The organism is Massilia sp. R2A-15 (genome assembly GCF_030704305.1).
In the GTDB taxonomy this organism is placed as follows: Bacteria; Pseudomonadota; Gammaproteobacteria; order Burkholderiales; family Burkholderiaceae_D; genus JAFCUW01.
The window spans coordinates 4,457,552-4,480,802 of record NZ_CP131935.1; the positions used below are offsets into that span (position 1 = coordinate 4,457,552).

General features: G+C 61.6%; 23 protein-coding genes and 1 pseudogene. 10 read left to right on the plus strand and 14 right to left on the minus strand.

Annotated features, from left to right (window positions below; genetic code table 11):
- Nucleotides 1-49: 49 nt before the first annotated feature.
- The 4 genes from Q4S45_RS20555 to Q4S45_RS20570 form a co-directional block, all read right to left on the minus strand.
- Nucleotides 50-304, minus strand: coding sequence for a YfhL family 4Fe-4S dicluster ferredoxin (locus Q4S45_RS20555; RefSeq protein ID WP_305507263.1), 255 nt, complete (start codon nucleotides 302-304; stop codon nucleotides 50-52).
- Nucleotides 305-317: 13 nt separating this feature from the next.
- A complete protein-coding gene (gene coaD / locus Q4S45_RS20560) occupies nucleotides 318-818 on the minus strand; it encodes a pantetheine-phosphate adenylyltransferase (protein WP_305507264.1) in 501 nt (166 codons plus the stop codon).
- A gap of 235 nt (nucleotides 819-1,053) precedes the next feature.
- Complete coding sequence (gene rsmD, locus Q4S45_RS20565; protein WP_305507265.1) at nucleotides 1,054-1,683, minus strand: 16S rRNA (guanine(966)-N(2))-methyltransferase RsmD; 630 nt, start codon at nucleotides 1,681-1,683, stop codon at nucleotides 1,054-1,056.
- A 22-nt stretch (nucleotides 1,684-1,705) separates the two neighbouring features.
- Nucleotides 1,706-2,605: a DUF6279 family lipoprotein gene (locus Q4S45_RS20570; protein WP_305507266.1), complete on the minus strand. Its 900-nt coding sequence runs from the start codon at nucleotides 2,603-2,605 to the stop codon at nucleotides 1,706-1,708.
- 25 nt (nucleotides 2,606-2,630) lie between these two features.
- Between Q4S45_RS20570 and glmU the strand changes: the two genes are divergently transcribed.
- Complete coding sequence (glmU, locus tag Q4S45_RS20575; RefSeq protein WP_305507267.1) at nucleotides 2,631-4,007, plus strand: bifunctional UDP-N-acetylglucosamine diphosphorylase/glucosamine-1-phosphate N-acetyltransferase GlmU; 1,377 nt, start codon at nucleotides 2,631-2,633, stop codon at nucleotides 4,005-4,007.
- Nucleotides 4,008-4,232: 225 nt separating this feature from the next.
- Here glmU and Q4S45_RS20580 read toward each other — a convergent pair whose 3' ends face one another.
- The 3 genes from Q4S45_RS20580 to Q4S45_RS20590 all read right to left on the minus strand — a co-directional run bounded on the left by Q4S45_RS20580 (nucleotide 4,233) and on the right by Q4S45_RS20590 (nucleotide 6,727).
- Nucleotides 4,233-5,366, minus strand: a complete 1,134-nt coding sequence (locus Q4S45_RS20580; protein WP_305507268.1) for an ABC transporter permease — start codon at nucleotides 5,364-5,366, stop codon at nucleotides 4,233-4,235.
- The gene (locus Q4S45_RS20585) at nucleotides 5,363-6,139 is read right to left on the minus strand and encodes an ABC transporter ATP-binding protein (protein WP_305512162.1); all 777 of its coding nucleotides are present in this window, start codon (nucleotides 6,137-6,139) and stop codon (nucleotides 5,363-5,365) included. Before Q4S45_RS20585 ends, Q4S45_RS20580 begins: the two co-directional genes overlap by 4 nt.
- Before the next feature lie 114 nt (nucleotides 6,140-6,253).
- The gene (locus Q4S45_RS20590) at nucleotides 6,254-6,727 is read right to left on the minus strand and encodes an Lrp/AsnC family transcriptional regulator (protein ID WP_305507269.1); all 474 of its coding nucleotides are present in this window, start codon (nucleotides 6,725-6,727) and stop codon (nucleotides 6,254-6,256) included.
- A 163-nt stretch (nucleotides 6,728-6,890) separates the two neighbouring features.
- On the opposite strand from Q4S45_RS20590, the gene glmS reads away from it, so the two are divergent.
- Nucleotides 6,891-8,720 carry a glutamine--fructose-6-phosphate transaminase (isomerizing) gene (glmS, locus tag Q4S45_RS20595; protein ID WP_305507270.1) on the plus strand — a complete coding sequence of 610 codons (1,830 nt, stop codon included), beginning with the start codon at nucleotides 6,891-6,893 and terminating at the stop codon, nucleotides 8,718-8,720.
- A gap of 156 nt (nucleotides 8,721-8,876) precedes the next feature.
- Here the strand turns inward: glmS and Q4S45_RS20600 are convergent, their stop codons facing one another.
- From Q4S45_RS20600 to Q4S45_RS20610, 3 genes are read right to left on the minus strand one after another with little or no spacing between them, the layout of a single operon-like run.
- Nucleotides 8,877-9,722, minus strand: a complete 846-nt coding sequence (locus tag Q4S45_RS20600) for a ThiF family adenylyltransferase (protein ID WP_305507271.1) — start codon at nucleotides 9,720-9,722, stop codon at nucleotides 8,877-8,879.
- On the minus strand, nucleotides 9,715-10,248 hold the full coding sequence (locus Q4S45_RS20605) for a hypothetical protein (RefSeq protein ID WP_305507272.1): 534 nt from the start codon (nucleotides 10,246-10,248) through the stop codon (nucleotides 9,715-9,717). The genes Q4S45_RS20600 and Q4S45_RS20605 overlap by 8 nt, the downstream gene beginning before the upstream one ends.
- A complete protein-coding gene (locus Q4S45_RS20610) occupies nucleotides 10,248-10,988 on the minus strand; it encodes a multiubiquitin domain-containing protein (RefSeq protein WP_305507273.1) in 741 nt (246 codons plus the stop codon). The genes Q4S45_RS20605 and Q4S45_RS20610 overlap by 1 nt, the downstream gene beginning before the upstream one ends.
- A gap of 160 nt (nucleotides 10,989-11,148) precedes the next feature.
- On the opposite strand from Q4S45_RS20610, the gene Q4S45_RS20615 reads away from it, so the two are divergent.
- The 4 genes from Q4S45_RS20615 (at nucleotide 11,149) to Q4S45_RS20630 (ending at nucleotide 13,846) form a co-directional block, all read left to right on the plus strand.
- Nucleotides 11,149-11,730 carry a hypothetical protein gene (locus Q4S45_RS20615; protein ID WP_305507274.1) on the plus strand — a complete coding sequence of 194 codons (582 nt, stop codon included), beginning with the start codon at nucleotides 11,149-11,151 and terminating at the stop codon, nucleotides 11,728-11,730.
- Entirely contained in the window at nucleotides 11,727-12,137 is a 411-nt protein-coding gene (locus Q4S45_RS20620; protein ID WP_305507275.1) for a hypothetical protein, read from the plus strand. Before Q4S45_RS20615 ends, Q4S45_RS20620 begins: the two co-directional genes overlap by 4 nt.
- Nucleotides 12,134-12,931 carry an ImmA/IrrE family metallo-endopeptidase gene (locus Q4S45_RS20625; RefSeq protein WP_305507276.1) on the plus strand — a complete coding sequence of 266 codons (798 nt, stop codon included), beginning with the start codon at nucleotides 12,134-12,136 and terminating at the stop codon, nucleotides 12,929-12,931. Before Q4S45_RS20620 ends, Q4S45_RS20625 begins: the two co-directional genes overlap by 4 nt.
- A gap of 135 nt (nucleotides 12,932-13,066) precedes the next feature.
- On the plus strand, nucleotides 13,067-13,846 hold the full coding sequence (locus Q4S45_RS20630) for a GNAT family N-acetyltransferase (RefSeq protein WP_305507277.1): 780 nt from the start codon (nucleotides 13,067-13,069) through the stop codon (nucleotides 13,844-13,846).
- An 86-nt stretch (nucleotides 13,847-13,932) separates the two neighbouring features.
- On the opposite strand, the pseudogene Q4S45_RS20635 reads toward Q4S45_RS20630, so the two are convergent.
- A pseudogene (locus tag Q4S45_RS20635) lies at nucleotides 13,933-14,310 on the minus strand (NAD(P)H-dependent oxidoreductase); the annotation flags it as partial.
- Nucleotides 14,311-14,386: 76 nt separating this feature from the next.
- Between Q4S45_RS20635 and Q4S45_RS20640 the strand changes: the two are divergent.
- The 3 genes from Q4S45_RS20640 (at nucleotide 14,387) to Q4S45_RS20650 (ending at nucleotide 15,942) form a co-directional block, all read left to right on the plus strand.
- The gene (locus tag Q4S45_RS20640) at nucleotides 14,387-14,911 is read left to right on the plus strand and encodes a hypothetical protein (protein ID WP_305507278.1); all 525 of its coding nucleotides are present in this window, start codon (nucleotides 14,387-14,389) and stop codon (nucleotides 14,909-14,911) included.
- Nucleotides 14,912-15,029: 118 nt separating this feature from the next.
- Complete coding sequence (locus tag Q4S45_RS20645; protein WP_305507279.1) at nucleotides 15,030-15,374, plus strand: hypothetical protein; 345 nt, start codon at nucleotides 15,030-15,032, stop codon at nucleotides 15,372-15,374.
- Between the two features lie 253 nt (nucleotides 15,375-15,627).
- A complete protein-coding gene (locus tag Q4S45_RS20650) occupies nucleotides 15,628-15,942 on the plus strand; it encodes a hypothetical protein (protein ID WP_305507280.1) in 315 nt (104 codons plus the stop codon).
- A 201-nt stretch (nucleotides 15,943-16,143) separates the two neighbouring features.
- Here Q4S45_RS20650 and Q4S45_RS20655 read toward each other — a convergent pair whose 3' ends face one another.
- Together Q4S45_RS20655 and Q4S45_RS20660 are read right to left on the minus strand one after the other, a co-directional pair.
- Nucleotides 16,144-18,510, minus strand: a complete 2,367-nt coding sequence (locus Q4S45_RS20655; protein ID WP_305507281.1) for a PAS domain-containing protein — start codon at nucleotides 18,508-18,510, stop codon at nucleotides 16,144-16,146.
- A gap of 251 nt (nucleotides 18,511-18,761) precedes the next feature.
- Nucleotides 18,762-19,583: an alpha/beta fold hydrolase gene (locus Q4S45_RS20660; protein ID WP_305507282.1), complete on the minus strand. Its 822-nt coding sequence runs from the start codon at nucleotides 19,581-19,583 to the stop codon at nucleotides 18,762-18,764.
- Between the two features lie 195 nt (nucleotides 19,584-19,778).
- On the opposite strand from Q4S45_RS20660, the gene Q4S45_RS20665 reads away from it, so the two are divergent.
- Nucleotides 19,779-20,177 carry a VOC family protein gene (locus Q4S45_RS20665; RefSeq protein ID WP_305507283.1) on the plus strand — a complete coding sequence of 133 codons (399 nt, stop codon included), beginning with the start codon at nucleotides 19,779-19,781 and terminating at the stop codon, nucleotides 20,175-20,177.
- Between the two features lie 89 nt (nucleotides 20,178-20,266).
- On the opposite strand, the gene Q4S45_RS20670 is transcribed toward Q4S45_RS20665, so the two are convergent.
- Nucleotides 20,267-22,762: a TonB-dependent siderophore receptor gene (locus tag Q4S45_RS20670; protein ID WP_305507284.1), complete on the minus strand. Its 2,496-nt coding sequence runs from the start codon at nucleotides 22,760-22,762 to the stop codon at nucleotides 20,267-20,269.
- Nucleotides 22,763-23,251: the final 489 nt, after the last annotated feature.

Sequence of the window (23,251 nt, forward strand, 5' to 3'; positions counted from 1 at the left end):
CGTGTGGTGAATATATCACTTGCTCGTCGAAAAGACGACGAATGGAGGATCAGGCTTTGGCGGCGGTGAGGCGCTGGTACTTGGCGAGCAGTTCTTCCTTGGTCTCGCGCCAGTCCGGATTGAAGGGGATGCAGCTGACCGGGCACACCTGCTGGCATTGCGGCTCATCGAAATGGCCGACGCATTCGGTGCACTTGTTGGGATCGATCTCGTAGATCTCCGCGCCCATGTAGATGGCTTCGTTCGGGCACTCGGGCTCGCACACGTCGCAGTTGATGCAGTCGTCGGTAATCAGTAAAGCCATTTCAGTTGCTCTGTTATGCGGCCGGCGCGGCGTTGTTCTCGGCGATTTTCTTCATCAGCCAGCGCTCGACGGACGGGAACACGAACTTCGAGACGTCGCCGCCGAGGATCGCGATCTCGCGCACGATGGTGCCGGAGATGAACTGGTACTGGTCGGACGGCGTCAGGAACAGGGTTTCGACGTCCGGCAGCAGGTAGCGGTTCATGCCGGCCATCTGGAACTCGTATTCGAAGTCGGACACGGCGCGCAGGCCGCGCACGATCACGCGGGCGTCGTGCTTGCGCACGAAATCCTTGAGCAGGCCGGAGAAACTCTCGACCTTCACGTTCGGGTAATGGCCCAGGACTTCGTTGGCGATCTCGAGGCGTTCGTCGAGCGAGAAGAAGGGACGCTTGTTCTTGCTGTCGGCGACACCGACGATCAGGCCGTCGAACAGCCCGGACGCGCGGCGCACCAGATCTTCATGACCGCGCGTGAGCGGGTCAAAGGTTCCTGGATAAACGGCTACAACCATTGCGGCTCCCTCGTGATGCACCAATATAGAACGCGCATTATGCCTGAAAAATGGTCAAAAGCCCCAGCAATGGGCGGTTTTGGCGCCGTTTTGAGGTCTTGTTCTTCGGACCTGACTCCATTTTACGCTGACACCACAGACGTGTCGTTCCTGCGAAGGCAGGAACCCATGCTGAATCCGAGTCGCCCTGGGCTTCATGCTCAGTATAGGTTCCTGCCTTCGCAGGAACGACATACTAAGTGGCAGCGCGCAGGCGCAGAAGGTAGAAGAACACGATACCGGCCTTGTCCTCGCGGACGGGCTCCCACGGCGCCAGCCACTCGGGCGCCTCGTCGCCAAACGGCAGCGGCGTGCCCGATTCGGCGTACACCAGCCCGTCCTGCGACACTAGCTTCGTCACCAGCGGCAGCGACTTTTCCAGCAGCGACTGCTGATACGGCGGGTCGAGGAACAACAGGTCGAAACGCTGGCCGCGCAGCGCCATCGACTGCGCCGCAGCCAATGCGTCGGCGCGCAGCAGGGTCACGGCGTCGGCGTGCAGCTTGTCCTTGATCGTTTCCAGCTGCCGGATCACCGGCGAATGCGTGTCGACCATGACGACCGACTGCGCGCCGCGGCTGGCCGCTTCGAAGCCAAGCGCGCCGCTGCCGGCGAACAGGTCGAGCACATTGGCGCCGCTCCAGTCGTTGTCGCGAAGGTGGCTGATCCAGTTGAAGACGGTCTCGCGCACGCGGTCCGGCGTCGGGCGCAGGCCGAGCGCGTCGAGCACCGGCAGCTGCGTGCGTTTCCAGTCGCCGCCGATGATGCGGACATGCTTGGGCGGAGGGGGCCGGTGGACCGGGACTTTGGCGGGCTTCTTTTGCATGGGCGGCACTATAGCATTCGCGCTACTTTTGCGGGTCGTTGGCCAGGTGGCCGAAGTCCTCGATCCAGCCCTGCATGCGTTTCTGCGCATGCGCCTTCTGCGCCGGCGTGGCGATTTTCACCGCGGTCAGGATCATCTGGATGGTCTGGTCGGTGTAGGCGTCGAAGAAGGCCTTGCGCTCGGGCGCCTCGAAGCGGTCGAACAGTTCCTTGACCAGCTTGTGCAGTTCGCTGACGGTGGCGTCCTTGCTTAATTTTTCCTGCTGCACCTTGCGCAGCAGCGCGACGATGCGCTTCTGGCGCCGCACCCGCTCGTCGAGCCAGATATTGTTATCGAGGACGCGCGCGTCGGACGCCTTGCGCAGCGCCGCCTCCTGTTCGGAGCTGAAGCGGCCGAACCACAGCTCGAACTGGTCCATCGACTTCTTGAAGCGCGCCTTCTGCTGGTCTTCCTGGTCGCCGCGCATGAACTTGCGGCGGAAATCCTCGTTATTCTTGGCGAACTTCCTCTCCAGCTGCGCGATCTGCTCCGGCTTGATTGAGCGCGCCAGGTCGGCCAGTTCGGGCAGCGCCTTGTAGGCCAGCAGCTCGGAGCGCGCCTTGATGTCCTTGTAATCGCCCATCAGGTCGGCCGCGGTCATGTTCCCGGCGAGCTGGCGCTGGCCGTTCGCCAGCAGCTGCGCGTAATCGTGCAGTTGGGTCTTGCGGTGCCAGACGAACAGGCTGTCGATGTCCTTCTTGACCCAGCTGGACTGGTCGGAATCGAGGTCGAGATAGGTGTTGAGCCACCAGTACAACAGGTCGTCGCCGTGGTTGTAAGTGAATCGGATCGTGCTGCAACCGGCGGCCAGCGCCATGAGCGCGATCAGAAACAGCTGGCGCAGGCGGCGTGCCAAGGTGTCGGTCGTGTTAAAATTTTTCATCTATACAACTCTCCCACACTATCCCATGAACGTTGTCATCCTCGCCGCCGGCATGGGCAAGCGGATGCAGTCCGCCCTGCCAAAAGTCTTGCACCCCCTGGCAGGCAAGCCGCTGCTGCAACACGTGATCGATACCGCGCGTGAACTTTCACCAAGCAAATTATGCGTGATTTATGGTCACGGCGGCGCAGCCGTGCCTGAGCACGTCAAATTGCAGAACCGCGGCGAGCACGCCGAGATCGACACCGCGCTGCAGGAACCGCAGCTGGGCACCGGCCACGCCGTGATGCAGGCCGCGCCGCAGCTGGACGACGACGCGCCGACCCTGATCCTGTACGGCGACGTGCCGCTCACCTCAGCAAGCTCGCTGCGCGCGCTGGTCGAGGTGGCCGGCAACGACAAGCTGGGCATCCTCACCGTCGAACAGGCCAACCCGTTCGGGCTGGGCCGCATCGTGCGTGAGAACGGCGCGATCGTGCGCATCGTCGAGGAGAAAGACGCGACTGAAGCCGAGCGCGCGATCCGCGAGATCAACAGCGGCATCATCGTCGCGCCGACGGTCAAGCTGAAAGCGTGGCTGGCCACGCTGGAGAACAAGAACGCGCAGGGCGAGTACTACCTGACCGACATCGTCGCGCGCGCGGTCGCCGACGGCGTGCCGGTGGTGTCGGCGCAGCCCTCGGCCGAGTGGGAAGTGGCGGGCGTGAACAGCAAGGTGCAGCTGGCCGAACTGGAACGCCAGCACCAGCTGAACCTGGCAAAGAAGCTGCTCGAACAGGGGGTGACGCTGATGGACCCGGCGCGCATCGACATCCGCGGCACCCTGGTGTGCGGGCGCGACGTGACGATCGACGTCGGTTGCGTGTTCGAAGGCAAAGTGGAACTGGCCGACGGCGTGTCGGTAGGCGCGCACAGCGTCATCGTCAATGCGACGATTGCGGCGGGCGCGCAGATCAAGCCGTTCTGCCACATCGAGAGCGCGCAGGTGGGGCCGAAGTCGCAGATCGGGCCGTATGCGCGGCTGCGTCCGGGCGCCGAGCTGGGCGAGGACGTCCACATCGGTAACTTCGTCGAAGTGAAGAACAGCACCATCGCCGCGCACAGCAAGGCCAACCACCTGGCGTATGTGGGCGATTCGACGGTGGGTTCGCGCGTGAATATCGGCGCGGGCACGATCACCTGCAATTACGATGGGGTCAACAAGCACCGCACCGTGATCGAGGACGACGCGTTCATCGGCAGCGATTCGCAGCTGGTGGCGCCGGTGACGGTGGGGAAAGGCGCGACGCTGGGCGCCGGCACCACGCTGACCAAGGATGCGCCGGCCGGCAAGCTGACCATCTCGCGCGCCAAGCAAATGACGATCGAGAGCTGGCAGCGGCCGGTGAAGGTCAAGAAGTAAGTTCAAGATGGGGACTCGGCGTCCCCGTCGCCCCGCAGGACCAGACCCGGCATATCGACCGCCGGCATCCGCAGCATCGGGGTCTGGTCCTGCGGACCTGACCCCATTTTCATTTGATTAGTGACGATGCGGTGCTTTTGCGGCCGGGGCCCAAGGTCTGGGGTCAGGTCCGCCGGAGCGACGGGGACGCCGAGTCCCCGGGTTTGTCGCCGCCGCGTGCGACCCCTACCCCGCCAGCCCTTCCGCCACATCGGCGCGCGCGGCCCTGATCGCCGGCGCCAGCGCCGCCAGCAGCGCCACCACCAGCACCATCCCCACCGCCATCAGCATCCGGTCGAACTCGAGTTCGATCAGCATCGGCGCTTCTTTCTGCACCGCCTGCGCGGTCCACGACAAGCCGGCGCGGTTGGCGATCCACGCAATCAGGCCGCTGCCGACCACGCCGATTACCGCCGCTCCCCCGGCCATCCACAGCGCTTCGGCCGCGAACATCACGAACACCGCCCTGCCGCGCATGCCCAGCGCGCGCAGCGTCGCCACTTCCCTGCGCCGCTCGAAGGCGTTCATCGACAGCGTGGCGGCGATGGTCGCGGCGATCACCGCAATGACCACGCCGGCCACGCTGCCCTGGGTCAGTTCGGCGGCGCTGCGCGCCTTCACATAGCTGGGCGACAGTTCCTGCCAGGTGTGCACCTCGGCCTCGATCCCGGCGCCGCGCAGCAGCCCGCGCATCGCGGTCCGCTGCGCCTCGAGCTGCTTCGGGTCCGCCAGCGTCACCACCAGGCGCTCGGTGCGCCCGGTGCCGCGCACCGCCTGCGCCATCTCGAACGGCATCAGCAGCGAGCGCGCGCTGGCGTTGAATTCCACCGTGCTGTAGATTTCCGCCACCTGCGTTTGCAGCGCGGTCTCCGGCGCGTCGCCGCCGACGCCGCTCAGCGTGACGCTGCCGCCCTGGCGCAGCCCGAGCGCGCGTGCGCTGTCGCCGCTGAGGGCCACGCCCTTGGGGCCCGGCTTGCCGCCGATGCCCTCCCCGTCGAACAGCGCCGAGCGCTGGCCGGCCGACGCGATGCCGGCCACGCGCATCTGCGGCGCCACCGACGCCACGCCCGGCGCGCCTTCGACCATCAGCGCGATCCGTTGCGCCTCGGCGGCTTCAAACGCGGCGCCGGCGCGCGTGATCGCCAGGTGGCCGAGCCGCTCGCCGACGACGGCCTGGTATTCGAGCCGGGCGTGCGCGCTGGCGATGTTGCCTGCAAAAATATTCAGCGCGCACAGGCTGGCGGCGACCAGGATGATCGCCACCACGCTGCGCGTCCGGCCAAGCAGCAAGGTGCGCAGCGCCAGCAGTTGCGGACTCATCCCTGCACCCGCAAGGTGCGGCGCGCGCCGTCGTTCGCGCCGGTCAGCAGGCGGCCTTCGTGCAGCTGCAGCGTGCGCGACGCGCGGCTTAGCTGGCGCTGGTCGCGCGTCGAGATGACGATGGCGGCGCCGTCCTCGTGCTGGTGCAGCGCGAACAGGTCCATGACCATGCGCATCGCGCCGCTGTCGAGCCGGGACGTGGCCTCGTCGGCCACCACCAGCCGCGGCCGGGTCATCAGTGCGCGCGCGATCGCAACGCGCTGGCACTGGCTGGCGTCGAGTCGCGCCGGCAGGTGGTGGGTCTGGGTCTTGAGGCCGATGCGCGCCAGCAGTTCGGCGCCCCGTTCGCGCGCCGCATCGAGCGCCGCGCCGTGCAGGGAACCGCGAAAGTGCAGCGGCAGCAGCACATTTTCCAGCACCGTGAGGGCGGGCACCAGCCCGGTCGCCTGGAATACGTAGCCGACCAGCGCACTGCGCAGGTCGGCCCGGGCCGGCTCGGTCAGCCTGGACACCTGCAGGTTGGCGATCACCACGCTGCCTTCGCTGGCCGGCTCGAGCATGCCGATCAGGTTCAGCAGGCAGGTCTTGCCGTGGCCGGAAGGACCGCACACCGAGATCATTTCGCCCTGCGCCACATGCAGGTTGATGTCGGCCAGCGCCTGCACCCCGGCCAGGCCGCGGCCGTAGCGCTTTTGCACGTCCGTCAGCCGCACCAGTTCGCCCGTTGGCCGGATCCCGCCTGGTGCTGCGCCGCCTGTCGCTGTCGATTCCATCACCGGCCCCTCTCGTTGCATGAGTTGCCAGTAGATACTATTTCTTCATGGAATCGATTGATGCGCCGCAAGCAAGAAATCGACAGCGCCGGCGGGACACGTCCGGTATCGAATTCAGACGGCGATGCGCGTCTCGAACTTGCTGCGGAAGGTAGAGAAGTAAGTCTTCACATTGCGCACATTGGCGTGGGCGGCGAACAGGCGGTGCGCCAGCGCATGGTAGGCCGGCATGTCGGCGACCTGAATCACCAGCACGAAATCGGGGCCGGGCGCGACCCGGTAGCACTGCAACACGGCGGACTCGGCGGCGACCAGCGCCTCGAATTGCTCCATCCGCTCGGCCGCCTGGATGTCGAGCGAGATCTCGACGATGGCGCACAAGCCGGCGCCGACCTTGGCCGGCGCCACGATGGCGACCTGGCGTTCGATCACCCCCGCCTCGGTCAGATGCTTGACGCGGCGCAAGCAGGTGGGCGCCGAGACGTGCACGAGTTCCGCCAGCTCGGCGTTGGTGTGCGATGCATCAAGCTGGAGCGCATTGAGGATGCGACGATCGACATCGTCCAGCTCCGCGGTAAGGTTTTCCATGGCGATTATTTCGTTTTCATTCGTTTTTTTCTATTTGGTGAAATAATATTTCACCAAGAATGTCTAGTGAAATAATATAACGAAAGTTCGCTGATTTAGAAAGCTTATTTCACGATGGTTCATCTAGGATGTTTCCATTGCAAATTATTCAAATGAGGCTCACATGTGCGGCATCGTCGGCGCGGTAGCGCAGCGTAATATCACCCCTATCCTGATCGAAGGCCTCAAGCGCCTCGAGTACCGGGGCTACGACTCCTGCGGCGTCGCCCTGCACGTCGACGGCCGGCTCAAGCGTTCGCGCAGCACGGCGCGCGTGGCCGAGCTCGAAGCGCAGATGGCCAGCGCGCACCTGGAAGGCTTCACCGGCATCGCCCACACCCGCTGGGCCACGCACGGCGCGCCGGCTTCGCACAATGCGCACCCGCACTTTTCGCCGGCCGAAGAATCGGCCCGCATCGCGCTCGTCCACAACGGCATCATCGAAAACCACGACGAGCTGCGCGCCGAGCTGACCGCGGCCGGCTACAACTTCACCAGCCAGACCGACACCGAAGTGATCGCCCACCTGGTCGACCAGATGTACAACGGCGACCTGTTCGACACCGTGCAGCAGGCGGTCAAGCGCCTGCACGGCGCCTACGCGATCGCCGTATTCTGCCGCGAGGAGCCGCACCGCGTGGTGGCCGCGCGCCAGGGTTCGCCGCTGATCGTCGGCGTCGGCCAGGGCGAGAACTTCGTCGCCTCGGACGCGATGGCGCTGGCCGGCACGACCGACCAGATCATCTACCTGGAAGAAGGCGACGTGGTCGACCTGCAGCTGGGCCGCTACTGGATCAATGACGTCGACGGCCGTCCCGTCACGCGCGAAGTCAAGACCGTGCACGCGCACACCGGCGCCGCCGAGCTGGGCCCGTACCGCCACTACATGCAGAAAGAAATCTTCGAGCAACCGCGCGTGATCGGCGACACGCTCGAAGGCGTCACCGGCATCATGCCCGAGCTGTTCGGCGACAACGCCTACAAGGTGTTCAAGCAGATCGACCGCGTGCTGATCCTGGCGTGCGGCACCAGCTACTACGCCGGCCTGACCGCCAAATACTGGATCGAGTCGGTGGCCAAGGTGCCGGTTGCCGTCGAGATCGCCAGCGAATACCGCTACCGCGACAGCGTGCCGAATCCGAATACGCTGGTCGTGACGATCACGCAATCGGGCGAAACGGCCGACACGCTGGCCGCGCTCAAGCACGCGCGCAGCCTCGGCATGGTGCACACCCTGACCATCTGCAACGTTGCCACCAGCGCCATGGTGCGAGAGTGTGCGCTCGCTTACATCACCCGCGCGGGCATCGAAGTGGGCGTCGCGTCGACCAAGGCCTTCACCACCCAGCTGGCCGCGCTGTTCCTGCTGACGCTAACGCTGGCGCAAGTGAACGGGCGCCTGACGGACGACGAGGAAGCGACTTACCTGAAGCAGATGCGCCATTTGCCGGTTGCGCTGTCGGCGGTGCTGGCGCTCGAGCCGCAGATCATGGCCTGGGCCGACGACTTCGCGCGCAAGGAAAACGCGCTGTTCCTGGGCCGCGGCATCCACTACCCGATCGCCCTCGAAGGCGCGCTCAAGCTTAAGGAAATCTCCTACATCCACGCCGAAGCCTATCCGGCCGGCGAGCTGAAGCACGGCCCGCTGGCGCTGGTGACCGAGGAAATGCCGGTGGTGACGATCGCGCCGAACGACGCGCTGCTGGAGAAGCTGAAGTCGAACATGCAGGAGGTGCGGGCGCGCGGCGGTCAGCTGTATGTGTTCGCCGACGTCGACTCGCGCATCACCTCGGGCGACGGGCTGCACGTGATTCGCCTGCCGGAGCACTACGGCCTGCTGTCGCCGATCCTGCACGTGGCGGCGCTGCAGCTGTTGGCGTATCACACGGCGCTGGCGCGGGGGACGGATGTGGACAAGCCGCGGAATTTGGCGAAGTCGGTGACGGTGGAGTAGTCAGCGATCGGGTCTTCACGGCCCTGTGGACGAACAATAAAGTCTGACACTAAACAATAGAGTTTGACACCGCGCTGTATCTGCCTTGGACGACCCTACCAAGGCAGATACAGCCCCCGTACCCTGCTCGCTCGCTCTGACATCGGCAACGAAAATTTAGATGTAGCGCCCTATGTCAGCTTTTTCCCCGGCACCTTTCACTACCGTACAGTAATAGCAATCACAAACGGTGTTTGCAGGTAGGCTCTTTGTCACGATGCCAGTTCGCCCTCGGTAGGATAATTTGCGATGCGCCGGCCGAAGGCCGGTGACCTGCATGATGAATTCAGTGACTGCGAGAGCGGCTACTACCCCGTTCAGAGAGACCACTGACGGTCCTGCTTGGTCGAGGTTGGCCTTATCCACACCGTAAATTCGCTCTCGATCCTCGCGCGCCGCTGGGCTTTCGAGGTCCCGGCGGGCCTCGTCCATGTCCAAGACGTCCAGGCAGACAAGGCAACCCGGTTGCTCGTCCATTAGCACAACGCGTCCGCCAAAATCTAGTGCGTCGCCTGGAGGAATGTCTGTGGCTAAGTCGAAGTAGCGAATGCGGTTAGTCAGCGCAAATTCCATCAAGACGAGACGACTACCTTCATTGTCCACACAGCCGAATATGGTAGTGGCCTTACTGAGGCTTGAGAGGGCCTCATGGCTGCGCAGCGATGCCTTCACTGGAATGAACTGCACCGTCGGATCGATAGCCTTCACGCTGCGTTCTGCGATGTCTACCTTGTGCGTACCAGGTACCGCATCATCGTGTCGCGCTAGGATGTAGCGGTTGCGGTTAGTGTCGCTTAGGTCCTCGTCATCGATGCCAATGATGCCAGCAACACCGAGACAGGCCAGCTGCGGAATTAGATGTTCGCCAAGGCCACCGCAGCCCACAACCGCAACGAGCTCTCGTGCGATTAGTCGCTGCCCTTCTGCGCCGAAAAAACGTTCGTTCCTGTCGTGCTTACCCATAGCGTACGTCCCCATAGATTTTACTGCTCAACAACGTCGTTTTCTGGATTTGTGAGCCGGAATAGATGTGACCGATTGGTATCGGAGTTTTGGAATCACCGAACCATGCGAGTCCATCGATACTGTTGTGGCCGACGACAAGGGCCGCATACGGCTTCCCTCGCAGTCGCCAGCGAATATGGGGCACAAATTCAACAAGGCCGAGGATATCTGCCGGGGAAAAGCACGCAGGTTGCTTGCTTGGGTGGCAGTGCACTTCTAACAGGATCGCATTGCGCTCATGTGCAAGCTTGATGATGCGCGCGCGCGCCGCATCTGACAGCTCCAGGTAGTCGCTCGCCTGCGTGACATAATCGTCGCGCATAAGCGGAAGCCACTCCTCTACCACAAGTGAGTAGGGTAATTCTTGGGCGCAGGATTTACAGAGTAAGAAGCCGCCTTGTTCCATGTTGGAATTCCCAGGGAACAGGTGCGCCTGCATTGCAAGGAGCATCGCCGTCGGGATCGTTATCGTTGCGCTCGACATTATTTGCCTTGCATGAAGCGAACATTGACCCCGATGGCGAAGTTGAGCAAGTTCGAACCGCTCGCCACAGTCTTAGCCGGCCGCCATTGACCATTGTCGGCCAACCAAGAGAACTGCCCCCACTTGCCCGGAAACGGTACGATTTCGCCGACCGGCTCGGAGTAGTTGTCCGGAATCTGGCCTTTAAAGCGGATGCCTTCCGGCACCATGAAAGCGTACGGCTCTGTGCCCGGATAGCTGGGCTGCACGCGCAGCACGACATCGGTAGATTGCCTGTCCCAGCCAATATCCGGCAGCGGCACAGCGGGGAGGTGGAACCAGTTCCCTACGCGGGAGCTGCCTGGATAACGCGTTTGCAGGAGTGCCAGTTCTTCGTCCAGACGGGATTCGAACAGCGAATCGCCACGTTTCCACTGGATTTTCTTGGCAAAGCCGTGGCCAGGCTTCAGCTCAACCACCTCATCGGGTGCAAGCGTGCGCTCGTTATTGTCCTGGTCGACCTCGATTACGCCGGCCGAGGCATCCCAGCCGCCCAACACAATGATCTGTGCCACCGTAATGGTTGGGGCGTGCCACTCATGCATGCTGCCTTCAATGTCGATATAGTAAGTTTTTCCCGGCTGCTCTTTGCCCTTTTCTTGAGCTACAATTCCATTGGTCATCATTGTTCCTTCAAGATTCAGATCGCTGCCTGCGTCAGCCATGTCGTTGGTCGTAGTTGCGAGTTTTTCGACACTCATGGTTATGGTCCTTATAAAGGGCACCGGGAAATCCGGTTGCATGAGCTGTATGGCTCCTGAGCAAGCCGCCACGGAAGCTGGCCGAAAAAAATATTTTCCTCAGGTATGAATCCGCAAGCTGAAGTTCGAGAGTCCTATGATGTGAAATGGAGATCCATTGATGCCCCTATCCGAAACACCCGAAGACGACTTGACTCCCCAGGAGGTTAGTGCGCAGCTGCGCAGCCTCTCTGCGGCGGACTTCAAACGTGCCGGTTCTTTGGCGAAGATGTGCGCCGCTGGCATTCCTGGGATGGATGCCGGCGACCTTTTGCAAGAAGCGATGGTCAAGCTGCTGCTGGGCGAACGTGTTTGGCGCCGCGGGGTACACCCCTTGGTGACGCTGAAAATGGTAATGCTCAGCATCGCGTTCGACGCCCGAAAGAAGGCAAAAGGCGCGATCGATTGGCTCGCCATGATCGATGACGGAACGAAGACCCGGGATACCTCCTGTCCGGGCGCGCTGGAGCCTGATAACCGTTCCCCTCAGGAAATTGTTGATGGTCGCAGCCAACTCAAATATATCGAAAGCTTGGTGGCGGATGACGCCGATGCTAGTCTGGTTGTGACGGCTTGGGGTTTAGGGATGCGTGGCGAGGAGGCCGCGCGGGAAACCGGGCTCGAGATGAACCGATACGAGGCTGCACGCAAGCGCGTGACCAAAAAGCTTGAGCCTTTAGCGGCGCTAAGGAAAACCACATGAGCTTGCCTATCGAAAAACTGGAGCCGTTCGACGTGCTTCTTAACACTTATCTCGACGAATTAATGGCAACGCCGGACGACGAAATCCTGGATGGTGATGATCCGGCTGCGGTTAGGGCTGCGGGTATGAAAATGCTCGAAGCAGCGACGGCTAAAGCGGGCAAGCTAAGGCTTGCAGCGGCTCGCGATCGTATGGTGACTCATAGAAAAAGTCCAAAAGAAGGTCTTCTTTTCTCGGGATCAATTGAAGAGGCAAGAGCATTCCTACGCACGGCAAGTAACGATCCGAGATTTACGTTAGCCGCTCGCGGACTTGATGAGATGTCTGATGATGATATTCGCCGCCTCTATCAACGATATATTCAGTTAACCAGAGAAAAAACTCAGCCTGATGGGGAAAGAGAATGACCCCTGGTCAGCGCGCAGAGTCTCTTATCGCAAGTTTTGGAATCTCTTCTCCAAGCGAGATTGACATTGAAGCGATTGCTTTCGCCTCTGGTGTTGAAATTCAATACGATAGTCTTAAGGGTTGCGATGCAACATTAGTTGGGGTGGATGACCGGGCGATCGCAACCGTGCGACCCTCAAGCGTACGCGGGCGTGAACGCTTCTCCATTGGCCATGAGCTGGGCCATTGGGAGATGCACCGTGGACGATCCTTTCGTTGCAGGACCGACAGTCCTGACGAGAACCTTGCATCCAACCGTGTGGAGGAGAAAGAGGCTGATAGCTTCGCAGCGCACCTCTTGATGCCGGCAACGCTGTTCAATCCACGTGTCAACGCACTCATCAAGCCAGGATTTAGCGCCCTTGACGAAGTGGCACGTGAATTCGAGACGAGTTTGCTGGCAACCTCAGTGCGGTTGACAGACGTTAATCAGCTGCCTGTAGCTCTGGCTTGCTACTCGGCTTCTGGCCGGCGTTGGTATAAGTTTTCTAGCGATATTCCGAGGCGCTGGCGGCTCGAAAGTAAGCTCGATGAAGAAAGCTTTGCATATGACCTGCTTAAGTTAGGGAAAATGCCAGGCGGACTTCGTAAGCAGCCTGCCGACGTATGGTTCGAAAACTCTAATGCGGATGATTTCGAGGTCTATGAAGATTGCTTTCCGGGAAAAGATGGTGAGGTACTCGTACTCCTCTATTTGGAGGCTGACATGATGGAAGCTGAATTTGAAAGGAATGCTAGGGGTCGCAGGTTTTAAGCGATCTGCCTGCTCTGCCTACATGATCCTTATATTAGAAGAACCGAACCACAGTGGACGAACACTGGACGAAAGAAGAGCCACGCTGAGTGGACCTCCGGCTCATAAATCATTTTCTATAACTCATCGAGAATAGTGGATTCCCATACTGGACATGTGCGTGCGGCACGCGATAGTGATATTCCGATCATAGAAGCTTGGCTACCGAAGGACGAGAGCGTTCCCTCGTTGGCGGTAAATTGGAAGCTCACCAAGAAGGTTTATCAAGAGAGGGGCATGCTCGTCTGGGAAGACTCCATGACAGAAAGGCCCATCGCCTATTTTTGGGGATCTCTTCACACTCACGACAGCGTACTCGAAATACATCCGGCTTACCGCGGTAAGGGCATCGGCCGAGCATTTGTCGAACATCTGATGGCCATGTCGCGCGAACAGGGCGAGCCCTTGCTCGAGATCGAATGCGCGCACGAAACATCCAAGGAGTTCTGGATGGTGATGGGATTCGATGTTCGCGAACATGGGTGGACTATGCATGGCCCACAGCTGATCGGACAGCAAATTCTCCGCTTGCGACGACAGCTACCAGAAGGACCGAAAATTCCCGTGACCGTGGCATTTCTACCCGAGTCAGCGGCTTATGATGACTCTGACGTTACGCCCTTCGTAATGCACGCCCTCGTCGGAGCCGCAACCCCCTCAGGAGGCATCGAACTTAATGAAAGGGTTGCGTACTTTGACCTCGACGACGGCAAGGACTTAGTTATTGAAATTGTCGTCGCAGGCAAGAGAGTGTATCGGGGTAAGGCAAAATATCAAGAAGCGAGAGCGATTGGTGTAGAGCCTTGTAAAAGAGGATTCGCAGTGGATACTCTTAATCTTGATCGCGCCATCTTGGGTTCCTCTCACGACGAGTAGTCCACTGGCCGGACGTAAAGCCTATCCTTTCGTCCGTAGTCACTTCATAGCTTTTCGATCTGTCGGTCGATCGCCTTCCGAGCTCGCTAGTTGCGCTCGCTGTAGCGATCTGTCAGGTAATCGGTAAGGCCGCGCATCAGTAGCGTCATCTTGTAGAGCTCCTCCATAACGTCGACCACGCAGTCGTAGTAGGCGGACGGACGCATGCGCCCAGCATCGTCGAATTCCTTGTAGGCCATCGGCACCGAAGACTGGTTCGGGATCGTGAACATGCGCATCCAGCGGCCCAGCAGGCGCAAGGTATTCACCACGTTGAAGGACTGCGAGCCGCCGCAGACCTGCATCACCGCCAGTGTGCGTCCCTGGCTCGGCCGGATCGCGCCCATTTCAAGCGGTATCCAGTCGATCTGGTTCTTCATGACCGCAGTGATCGCACCATGACGCTCCGGGCTGCACCACACCTGTGGCCTCAGCCCGTCCATAACGAATCTTGCGGCCCGTAGTACGATTTCGCTAAATTTTGTGAACCATGAGAGAACAATGATGAGTAAGAATGCCGAAAAGTGGCGGGTCGTACGTGCCGCGTTTGCCGCTACAAGCGCAAGCAACGATTGGAAGAGGGAAGTGGGTGAGTCCGCTGCCACCATCTGGCTCGACAAGAATGGTTGGAACTACGTCGCTCTTAACACAAAGATTGATGACAAGCCGGCTTCACTCGCTGCGTTAGGCGGCAAGCGGCCTGACTTTTGTGCCGAAATCAAGGGTGAGCTCGTATATCTCGATGCGAAGTATCACAAATGCGCGAACGATGAGTTCTACCTCGAAGAAAAAGAAATTGCTCAGTATGTGAAGTTGCGGGAATGGCTTATCAAAGAGGGAGACTCTGGTGAGAGGGACATTGTATTCATGGTCTTCCCGCACAGGCATACCGCTACTCAGCTGGTGTTCGTTCACTTGGACGAGCTAATTCATGGGCAAGCTTTCGTAACCGCTGAGGGAAATTCTGCAAGAAAAGTGTCATTACTCGACCGCGATAACCTAACCTTCGAGGTATCGCTCATATAGCTGTGATCTTTGCCCCTAACGGTGAGAAAAATCTAACTTTGAAGGGCTATCGTAGCCTCTTGAATCCGGTACCTTCGCCCATATGTTGTGGAATCCACAACATATAATGGAGGTTAGAATGCCGCTTACTGGGCCATTTGCTGATGCAGTCTACCTGTCACTCGGCCGTGCGATTCTCCGCAAACAAGAACGTGCGGAGAGGACTATCTCCGATCATGAAGCTTTGGGTCATGCACAAGTGTTGCAGGGACATTACGGTTTTGTCAAAGACGAGGACAGTGCGAAGTTCGGTCAGAAAGTGCTGCACGCATTCCGCTACGTCGAGCAGGAAAACCTGCCGCTTTCATCGTTGGCGGCTGCTTCATATGGGAAGGATAAGGTGTTAAACAGGACGCCGCTTCATGACGACGTAATCGATGCCAAGCTGGATGAGGACTTGGGTGCTGCAGGTTTCAGTACCTGACAGGGCTCCGGGCAGCGCTTGGCGTTTATTTAGAACGATAGGATTTTGCATGCACGCTCAAACTCCACAATGGATTAGCGCGCGAGGAAGTTCGGCAGGGGCCACTTGCCGAGCTTCGCTTTTAGAGCATCGTGCTCGTAACTCGTGACATACTAGGTGCTGTAGGTCATCAGTAAAGCCTGTATTAGGATGGACATCATCAGGCTTCCCTCTCGCTTGCCTGTTCACTCAGCGGGTGAAGAGAGTGGTGTATGTGGAACCCTATCCCAAGAGCAAGGCGCTTGAGTTTCATGGTGATGCGATAACCCTCGACGCATCCCTACCGCACAATAAGGTTGTATTTGAGCCATTTGTTGGAGTGGGGCCCCGAAGCTTTTTCAATTTGTTTTCTACTGGTTTGGGCAGTGGTTACGAGGTCGTTCGCAAAAGCGCCGACGGTAAAATTGTCAAGTGGAATGAACACGGCAGCAAGTTAAGAATGCAGATGCTACCCACTTCGTATATAGAGCGCGAAACCGATGTTGCTGATGAATTCAACCAAAAATTGGAGAAAATCAATGGAAAGTAAATCCGCATTTCTCGATCATCTTAATCGTTCGAGCGAAACAGTAAAAGCTTGGCCAAGCTGGAAGCAACGAGTGCCCCAAGGAGCGGCTACATCGAGGGACGCATCCGCGCAGTCATCAGCAATGACCGGACGACAACATCTTACAAAACCCAATCGATAAGAGCTTTCTCAGACCGGTGTGGGGCAGTCCCTCGCCGTGGCCTACCGATTTGCCGCTTCCGTCGCCTCGGCGATCACGCTTAGCATTCCAGACAGGCTCGCCGGCTTCACCATGAATTCGTCGAAGCCAGCGTCTTTTGCCTTCTGCCTATCCTCGGGCTGGCCGTAGCCGGTGAGGGCGACCAGCCGGGAATTCCGAGTTGCTGCCATCCCCCGCATTTCGCGCGCGAGCATGTGCCCGTCCATGTCGGGCAGGCCGATATCGAGGAACAGCACCGTCGGCGACAGGCGCCGTCCCGCTTCCAGCGCCTCCTTGGCCGTGTGCGCCACCGCCACCTTGAAGCCCTCGGACTCCAGCAGCATCGCTAACGTCTGCGCCGCATCGACATTGTCGTCCACCACCAGCAGCGAGTGATCCTTCGAAGCGCGAACCGCGCCCGGCTCCGCAATGTCGGCCGCCGGCGCCAGCAGCGCGCGCGGCAGGGAAACCGTGAACGTGCTGCCCTGCCCCCTGCCGGCGCTCTCGGCCGCCACCGTTCCGCCGTGCAGCTCGACCAGCCGCTTGACCAGCGACAGGCCAAGACCGAGTCCGCCCTGCGCGCGGTCCGGCAGCCGCTCTCCCTGGGTGAACAATTCGAAGATGTGCGGCAGCAGCGTGGCGGTAATCCCCGCGCCGCTGTCTTCCACCGTCACGACCAGGCGATCCGCGTTCGCCCCCAGGCGAAGCGCGATGTTTCCGCCATCGGGCGTGTACTTCGCGGCGTTGTTCAGGATGTTGGCGAAAATCTGGATCAGCCTGGTCTTGTCGCCGTTGACGAAGTAGTCGGCGCCCGGCAGGTCGGCCGAGAACACCTGGCGCCTGGTTTCCACCAGCGGACGGGTCTGTTCGATCGCTTCCCGCAGGATGTCGGTGATGCGCAGGTTTTCGTGGCGCAGCGCGATGTGCCCGCGCGTGACGCGCGATACGTCCACCAGGTCTTCCACCAGCTTGGACATGTGATCGACCTGGCGCGCGATCACCCGGCTGGTTTTCTGCACCAGCGCCTCGTTGCCGGCAGCGTGCTTGAGCAACTCGGCGCCGGTGGCGATCGGCGCCAGCGGATTGCGCAACTCATGCGCGAGCATGGCCAGGAATTCGTCCTTGCGGCGGTCGGCCGCGCGCAGCTTGTCTTGCGCCGTATGCAGGGGCGTGACATCGGTGTTGGTGCCGAACCAGCGCACGATGGCGCCGGCCTCGTCGCGCAGCGCTGCGGCGCGGATGAAGAACGTGTGATACGCGCCGCTCACGCTGCGCAGGCGGCCGGTCGCCTCGTACAGCGCGCCGGTTTCGGCCGAATGGCGCCATTGACTGGTCAGCGCCTCGACGTCGTCGGGATGGACGATCGACATCCAGCCGCGCTCCATCATTTCTTCGTGCGAGGTGCCGGCGAATTCCAGCCAGCGGTCGTTGTACCAGTGGACGATGCCATCGGACTCGGCCATCCACGCCAGCTGCGGGATGGTGTTGGCCAGCTGGCGCAAGCGCTGCTCGCTTTCGCGCACCGCGTTCTGCGCCCTGACCGCTTCGGTCACGTCGCTGCCTTCGACAAAGATGCCGGTGACCTTGCCGCGATGGTCGAAGGTGGGCTGGTAGATGAAATTGACGAACCGCTCTTCCAGTTCATCGTCGCGGCTGCGTTGCAGCATCACCGGCACCTCGCGGCCCAGGAAGGCCTCGCCGCTGGAATACACCTTGTCGAGCAGTTCGTAGAAGCCCTGGCCTTCCAGCTCCGGGATCGCCTGCCGCACGGTCATTCCGATGACGTCGGTTTTTCCCAGCAGCGCAAGGTAGGCGTCATTGGCCAGCTCGAAGGTATGCTCGGGGCCGACCAGCGAGGCGATGATGCCGGGCGCCTTCTGGAACAGATGGCGCAGGCGCCGGTTTTCTTCGGCGCGATGGCGCTCGCCCAGCACCTGGTCGGTCGTCTCCGCCACCGCGCAGAACATGCCGCCGACCGAACCCGTTTGGTCGAGCACCGGCGAATAGGAGAAGGTGAACCACGCCTCCTCGAACTGGCCGTGGCGGCGGATGGTCAGCGGCAGGTTCTCGAAAAAGCTCGCTTTCCCGGCCATCGCATCGGCGACGATCGGGTAAATATCGCTCCAGATCTCATGCCAGATCTCCTCGAAACGTCCGCCGGCAGCGGCCGGATGCTTGGCGCCGAGGATCTCGCCGTAGGCGTCGTTGTAGAGGAACACCAGTTCCGGTCCCCAGGCGACGAACATCGGAAATTTCGAGCTCAACATGAGCGCCACCACCGTGCACAATGGCTGCGGCCAGCTGGCCGGCTCCCCGAGCGGCGACGCCGACCAGTCAAGCGCGCGCAGGATTTCGCCTGCCTGGCCGCCCCCGGACAGACACGGTGACACTTCACATCGTTGAACACTCATTTCAAATTTCCAAAGTCGGTAGCATTTCAGGTTCCCACTACTCAATAGCACAACTGCGCGCGCGCATCCGTTCGGTAGATGCCGGATGGGCGCGCGTTCTGCAAAAAATTTGAGGTGCGGCGATCAACTGACTGTCCCGGACGCGGCGATGGGCCGGTACGGGGCTGTCGTGGCCAGTTGTGCCAGTGTACGGTGTTTCTCGTGTGCCGGGGCGGGGAGCCGTGGGCGGCTCAGACGGTCGCCAGGTAATCCGACAGCACTTTCGGATCCGTAATCATCGGATCGTGGTGGGTATTCAACTCCACCCAGTTCCACCCCGACTGCGCGCGCAGGTTTTTTTTCACCTCCACCAGCGGCTCGAACGGCGAAGCAACGCAGTCCACATAGGTCAGCGGCCGCCCGTTGCCCAGCGGGTTGGCCAGCACCAGCTTTTCCTCGTACGTGCCGACCGGATGCGGCGTCAGGCGCGCGCTGACCCAGTCCAACGTGGCCTTGTCCTTGATGCCGTAGGTCGAGGGCGGCGGCACCGGGATCGCCACGCCTTTGCCAGCGCTGGCCACCTGCTCGAGCCGCTTGCGCGTCACCGCCGCCGGCTGCGCCTCGAACACCGACAGGCCGCTCGCCAGCACCATCGCATCGACAAACACCATTTGCCTGATCAGCTGCGGAATCCGGTCGGCCACGCCGCTGATCACCACGCCGCCGAAGCCGCTGCCGACCAGGATCACGTCGCGGACGTTTTCGAACAGGATGTGGTTGGTGATGCTGGTGATGAAGGTGGTCAGGGAGATGTCCTTCGACAGCAAATGCGACTGCTCGCCGAGGCCCGGGCAGGTCGGCGTGGTGACGACATGACCCTGCGCGCGCAGCGCCTGCGCCACCTTGTCCCAGCACCAGCCGCCGTACCACGCGCCATGCACCAGCACGAAAGTCTTCGGCCGGGCCGGCGCCGTCGAGATGATGGCCGAGGCGCCGGCAGGCGCCATCGCGCCCAGCAGCATGCCGAGCGCGGCGGCGTGGAAGGAGCGGCGTTGCAGTTTTGGGGAGTCCATGTCGGTTTGCCTCGTCGGTTAGGGGTTTCCATGCGGAAACGACAGTTGCATTGTGGTTAGGATTGGCGCGGCCGGTTTTGATTTTGCGCAGACAAAAGAGGTGCTTTGCAGACACCTTATCGGCGGCATAACACAGTGCTTGGGTTTGTGTTGATCCGAGGATATGATTACGTGTCAACTCAACAAGGAAAATCCATGTCCACAAATGAACAAGTGCGCGTTACCGGCATCGGCGGGATCTTTTTCAAGGCGAAGGATCCCGAAGCGCTGCGCGAATGGTATCGGCGCCATCTGGGCCTGAAGCTGGAGGAATGGGGCGGCGCCGTGTTTCGGTGGCAGTCGCCCGCCAATCCGGACGGAGCCGGCACGACCGTGTGGAGCATTTTCGAACCGGACAGCGATTACTTCAAGAGTCCGTCGCCCTTCATGATCAATTACCGCGTCGCCGATCTGCATGCGTTGCTGGCCCTGCTGCGCGCGGAGGGCTGCCAGGTCGATGAGAAGACGGACGAATCGGAACTGGGCAAGTTCGGCTGGGTGACCGATCCCGAGGGGACACGCGTGGAATTGTGGGAGCCGCCGCCGGGACGTTAGCCCACCTTCGTCTGCCCGCTCAGGCAGCTGCGGCAAACCATGAAAAAAGCCACCCGAGGGTGGCTTTGCTGTTTCTCGGGCTGGCCGCGTCAGAAGTTGTAATTCAGTCGCGCATACACGAAGCGTCCCGAACGCCCGAACGGCGAGTAGTTCGAGAACATCGCCGCGCCGGTCGTGTTGAGATTCGGCGGCAGGGCGTCCGGATAGACGTCGAACACGTTGTCGGCGCCGATCGCCAGCGAGGTCTTCGGCGTGAACGCATAGCGCGCCTCGAGGTCGACCAGGGTCTTGGCCGACAGCCAGAAGTCGAGCGCCGCGGTGGTGCCGGGGCTGAGCGACTCGCCGTAGCGGGTGGCGCGCGCGGTGCCGCCCCAAGCGCCCAGCTTCCAGTTCAGGTTGGCCGACAGCTTGTTCTTCGGCGTGCCCTTCTCGAACGTCAAGGTGTTGACGCGGCCGAACAGCACCGGCGCCGGATTGAACGCGGACAGTTCGGCGACGCTTGGCAGCTTGGTCACTTCGGTGCTGTTGACGTTGGCCGCCAGGGTCAGGTCGAACTTGCCCGCGGTGTCGGCGTTGAACGGCACGTTGAACACCACGTCGACGCCGTCGGTGGTGGTGTCCACGCCGTTGATGAAGAAGCGGCCGCCGCCCGAGCCCGGGAAGCCGCGCGCCTTGAGGAAGGCGTTGATGCCTGGCAGGGTCGATTCGATCAGGTTTTCCGACAGCACAATGCGGTCGCGGATCTTGATGCGATAGGCGTCCACCGTCAGGCTGGACTTACCGAAGCGCATCACGCCGCCGAGCGACAGGTTGAGCGACTTTTCCGCGTGCAGCGGCTTGGCGCCCAGCACCGCCGCCACCGGATCGGTAGGACGGAAGGTGGTGATGTCGAACGGGATGCCGTTGATGAAGTTGGTCGACGTGGCCGAGAAGTTCTGCTGCTGCGGCGACGGCGCGCGGAAGCCGTTCTGCACCGAGCCGCGCAACGCGAACATCGGGTTGATGTCGAAACGCCCGCCCAGCTTGCCCGCCAGGCTGTTGCCGTAGTCGGAGTAGTGCTCGCCGCGCACCGCGAACGAGGCCAGCAGCTGCTTGGTCAGGTTCGCCTCGAAGTCGGCAAACACGCCCGACGCGGTGCGGTGCGACGAGCCCTCGTCGCTCGGACGGTAGCCGGGGAAGCCTTGCGCGCCGGGCAGCTGGGCGCCGGCCGCCGACAGCACGCCGCCGTTGCGGTAGGAGTCGGGCTCGCCGGCCACCAGCTGGTAGCCTTCGCGCCGCACTTCAGCGCCCAGCGCCACGTTCACCGGCGAGGCCAGGCTGTCCATCGGCACCGAGCGCACCGCCGACAAGTTGATCACCACCTGGTCGTACGAGAAGCCGCCGGCGTCGAACGCGGTCCGGCTGGACGCGCCGAGCGAGCGGTTCAGGGTATTTTCCAGGTCGAAGTGCATCTTGTTCTTGCCGTAGCCGACCGAGGCGTCGACGTCCCAGCCGCCGATCGGGGTCGTCACGCCGCCGGTCGCGGCGAAGTCCTGCACGTTCGGCACGATGAACGGGATGAAGCCGTCCGGGTAGATCGAGGCGATGTTCTGGTCCTGCACCGCGCGCCGGATGTTGGCGGCCGACTTGGCGTCGCGGTCCTGATAGCTGGCCCAGCCGTACAGCGTGACGCCGCCGCCGAGCGGATTGGCGGCGTTGGCGAACAGCGTGGCCTGCTTCATTTGCGGCTCGCCGTACCAGGTGTCGAAGCGGTTGAAGGTGGCCTCGCGCGGGTCGAAGGCGCCATTGACCTTGGAGTAGGCGGCGCGCATGTCGTAGCCGCTGCGCTCGGTGTGCTGCTGGTCCTTGTATTCGGCGGCGATGGTGACGAAACCGCTCTCGCCCCACGGCAGGCCCTTCCACATGCTGACGGTGGCGGTCTGGCCGTCGGTCAGCTTGCGCGAGGCAGGCGCCGCGCCCCAGTTGGCGCCGGCCGGCGGCGCATCGGCGCGCACATCGTAGTCGGTGACGCGGGCGCCATAGGTCACGGTCGCCGCGCCGCCGTCGCGGTCGGTGCGCAGGCGCACGTTGACCACGCCGGCAATCGCGTCGGAGCCGTACTGGGCCGAGGCGCCGTCGCGCAGCACCTCGATGTTGCGCACGATCGCCGTCGGGATCGTGTTCATGTCCACCGACGCCGAGCCGCGGCCGATGGTGCCGTTGACGTTGACCAGCGCCGACGAATGGCGCCGCTTCGAATTGACCAGCACCAGCGTCTGGTCGGGCGCGAGGCCGCGCAGGGTGGCCGGGCGCACGGTATCGGTGCCGTCGGTCAGGCCGGGGCGCGGGAAGTTCAGCGAAGGCAGCGCGACCGACAGCGCCTGGTTGATTTCGGTGGTGCCGGCGTTCTTCAGCGATTCGGCGGAGATGACGTCAACCGGCGCCGCGGTGTCGAGCGCGGTACGGTTGGCCACGCGGGTGCCGGTGACGACGACGGTGGCGCTGTTGTCGGCGCTTGGTGCAGTCTGGGCGAAGGCGCCGCTGGCGAGCAGCGATGCAATGGCGAGGGCGAGTACTTGTTTCCGGGGCACGAGCTTGTTCTGCATTGGTTATCTTTCCCTTGTTGAAAATGAATGAACGAGCCCTCTATGGACAGCGGGCCTCTTATAGCGAAAACACGTTCAATTAATGCTGTTACACGTGTTTACTAAAGTCAATTCATGACAACATTTCAGGGGTTCAATAACAAAATTTACAACAGGCCCGTCAGTTCCGCGTAAGCTTGCGCGCCCCGGCGGCGCTACTGGGACAGGTTGACGATGGTGACCCGGCGGTTTTCCGGCGCGATCGGGTTAGCGCGATTCATCGGTTCGCGGTCGCCCTCGAGGTCGTGGTGGCGGCCGTGTGTGCCGGCTTGCTCCAGGCCCGTCACATGGCCGTCGATCGTGAGGCCGGTGCCGAGGAGGTCGTGCGGCGCGCGGCCGCTTTTTCGCTGACCAGGTCGAGCTCGAATTCGCTCAGTGGCGACAGTCTTCGCGCGCTCGCATGCGATGCAACAGCGGCTGCTGAACTTCGGCGCCAGCCTTGGTGATGCG

Coding starts and splice junctions, on each gene's coding strand:
- Q4S45_RS20555 (WP_305507263.1), bottom strand. CDS start 304: ATGGCTTTACTGATTACCGACGACTGCATCAACTGCGACGTGTGCGAG.
- coaD (WP_305507264.1), bottom strand. CDS start 818: ATGGTTGTAGCCGTTTATCCAGGAACCTTTGACCCGCTCACGCGCGGT.
- rsmD (WP_305507265.1), bottom strand. CDS start 1,683: ATGCAAAAGAAGCCCGCCAAAGTCCCGGTCCACCGGCCCCCTCCGCCC.
- Q4S45_RS20570 (WP_305507266.1), bottom strand. CDS start 2,605: ATGAAAAATTTTAACACGACCGACACCTTGGCACGCCGCCTGCGCCAG.
- glmU (WP_305507267.1), top strand. CDS start 2,631: ATGAACGTTGTCATCCTCGCCGCCGGCATGGGCAAGCGGATGCAGTCC.
- Q4S45_RS20580 (WP_305507268.1), bottom strand. CDS start 5,366: ATGAGTCCGCAACTGCTGGCGCTGCGCACCTTGCTGCTTGGCCGGACG.
- Q4S45_RS20585 (WP_305512162.1), bottom strand. CDS start 6,139: ATGGAATCGACAGCGACAGGCGGCGCAGCACCAGGCGGGATCCGGCCA.
- Q4S45_RS20590 (WP_305507269.1), bottom strand. CDS start 6,727: ATGGAAAACCTTACCGCGGAGCTGGACGATGTCGATCGTCGCATCCTC.
- glmS (WP_305507270.1), top strand. CDS start 6,891: ATGTGCGGCATCGTCGGCGCGGTAGCGCAGCGTAATATCACCCCTATC.
- Q4S45_RS20600 (WP_305507271.1), bottom strand. CDS start 9,722: ATGGGTAAGCACGACAGGAACGAACGTTTTTTCGGCGCAGAAGGGCAG.
- Q4S45_RS20605 (WP_305507272.1), bottom strand. CDS start 10,248: ATGTCGAGCGCAACGATAACGATCCCGACGGCGATGCTCCTTGCAATG.
- Q4S45_RS20610 (WP_305507273.1), bottom strand. CDS start 10,988: ATGAGTGTCGAAAAACTCGCAACTACGACCAACGACATGGCTGACGCA.
- Q4S45_RS20615 (WP_305507274.1), top strand. CDS start 11,149: ATGCCCCTATCCGAAACACCCGAAGACGACTTGACTCCCCAGGAGGTT.
- Q4S45_RS20620 (WP_305507275.1), top strand. CDS start 11,727: ATGAGCTTGCCTATCGAAAAACTGGAGCCGTTCGACGTGCTTCTTAAC.
- Q4S45_RS20625 (WP_305507276.1), top strand. CDS start 12,134: ATGACCCCTGGTCAGCGCGCAGAGTCTCTTATCGCAAGTTTTGGAATC.
- Q4S45_RS20640 (WP_305507278.1), top strand. CDS start 14,387: ATGATGAGTAAGAATGCCGAAAAGTGGCGGGTCGTACGTGCCGCGTTT.
- Q4S45_RS20645 (WP_305507279.1), top strand. CDS start 15,030: ATGCCGCTTACTGGGCCATTTGCTGATGCAGTCTACCTGTCACTCGGC.
- Q4S45_RS20660 (WP_305507282.1), bottom strand. CDS start 19,583: ATGGACTCCCCAAAACTGCAACGCCGCTCCTTCCACGCCGCCGCGCTC.
- Q4S45_RS20665 (WP_305507283.1), top strand. CDS start 19,779: ATGTCCACAAATGAACAAGTGCGCGTTACCGGCATCGGCGGGATCTTT.
- Q4S45_RS20670 (WP_305507284.1), bottom strand. CDS start 22,762: ATGCAGAACAAGCTCGTGCCCCGGAAACAAGTACTCGCCCTCGCCATT.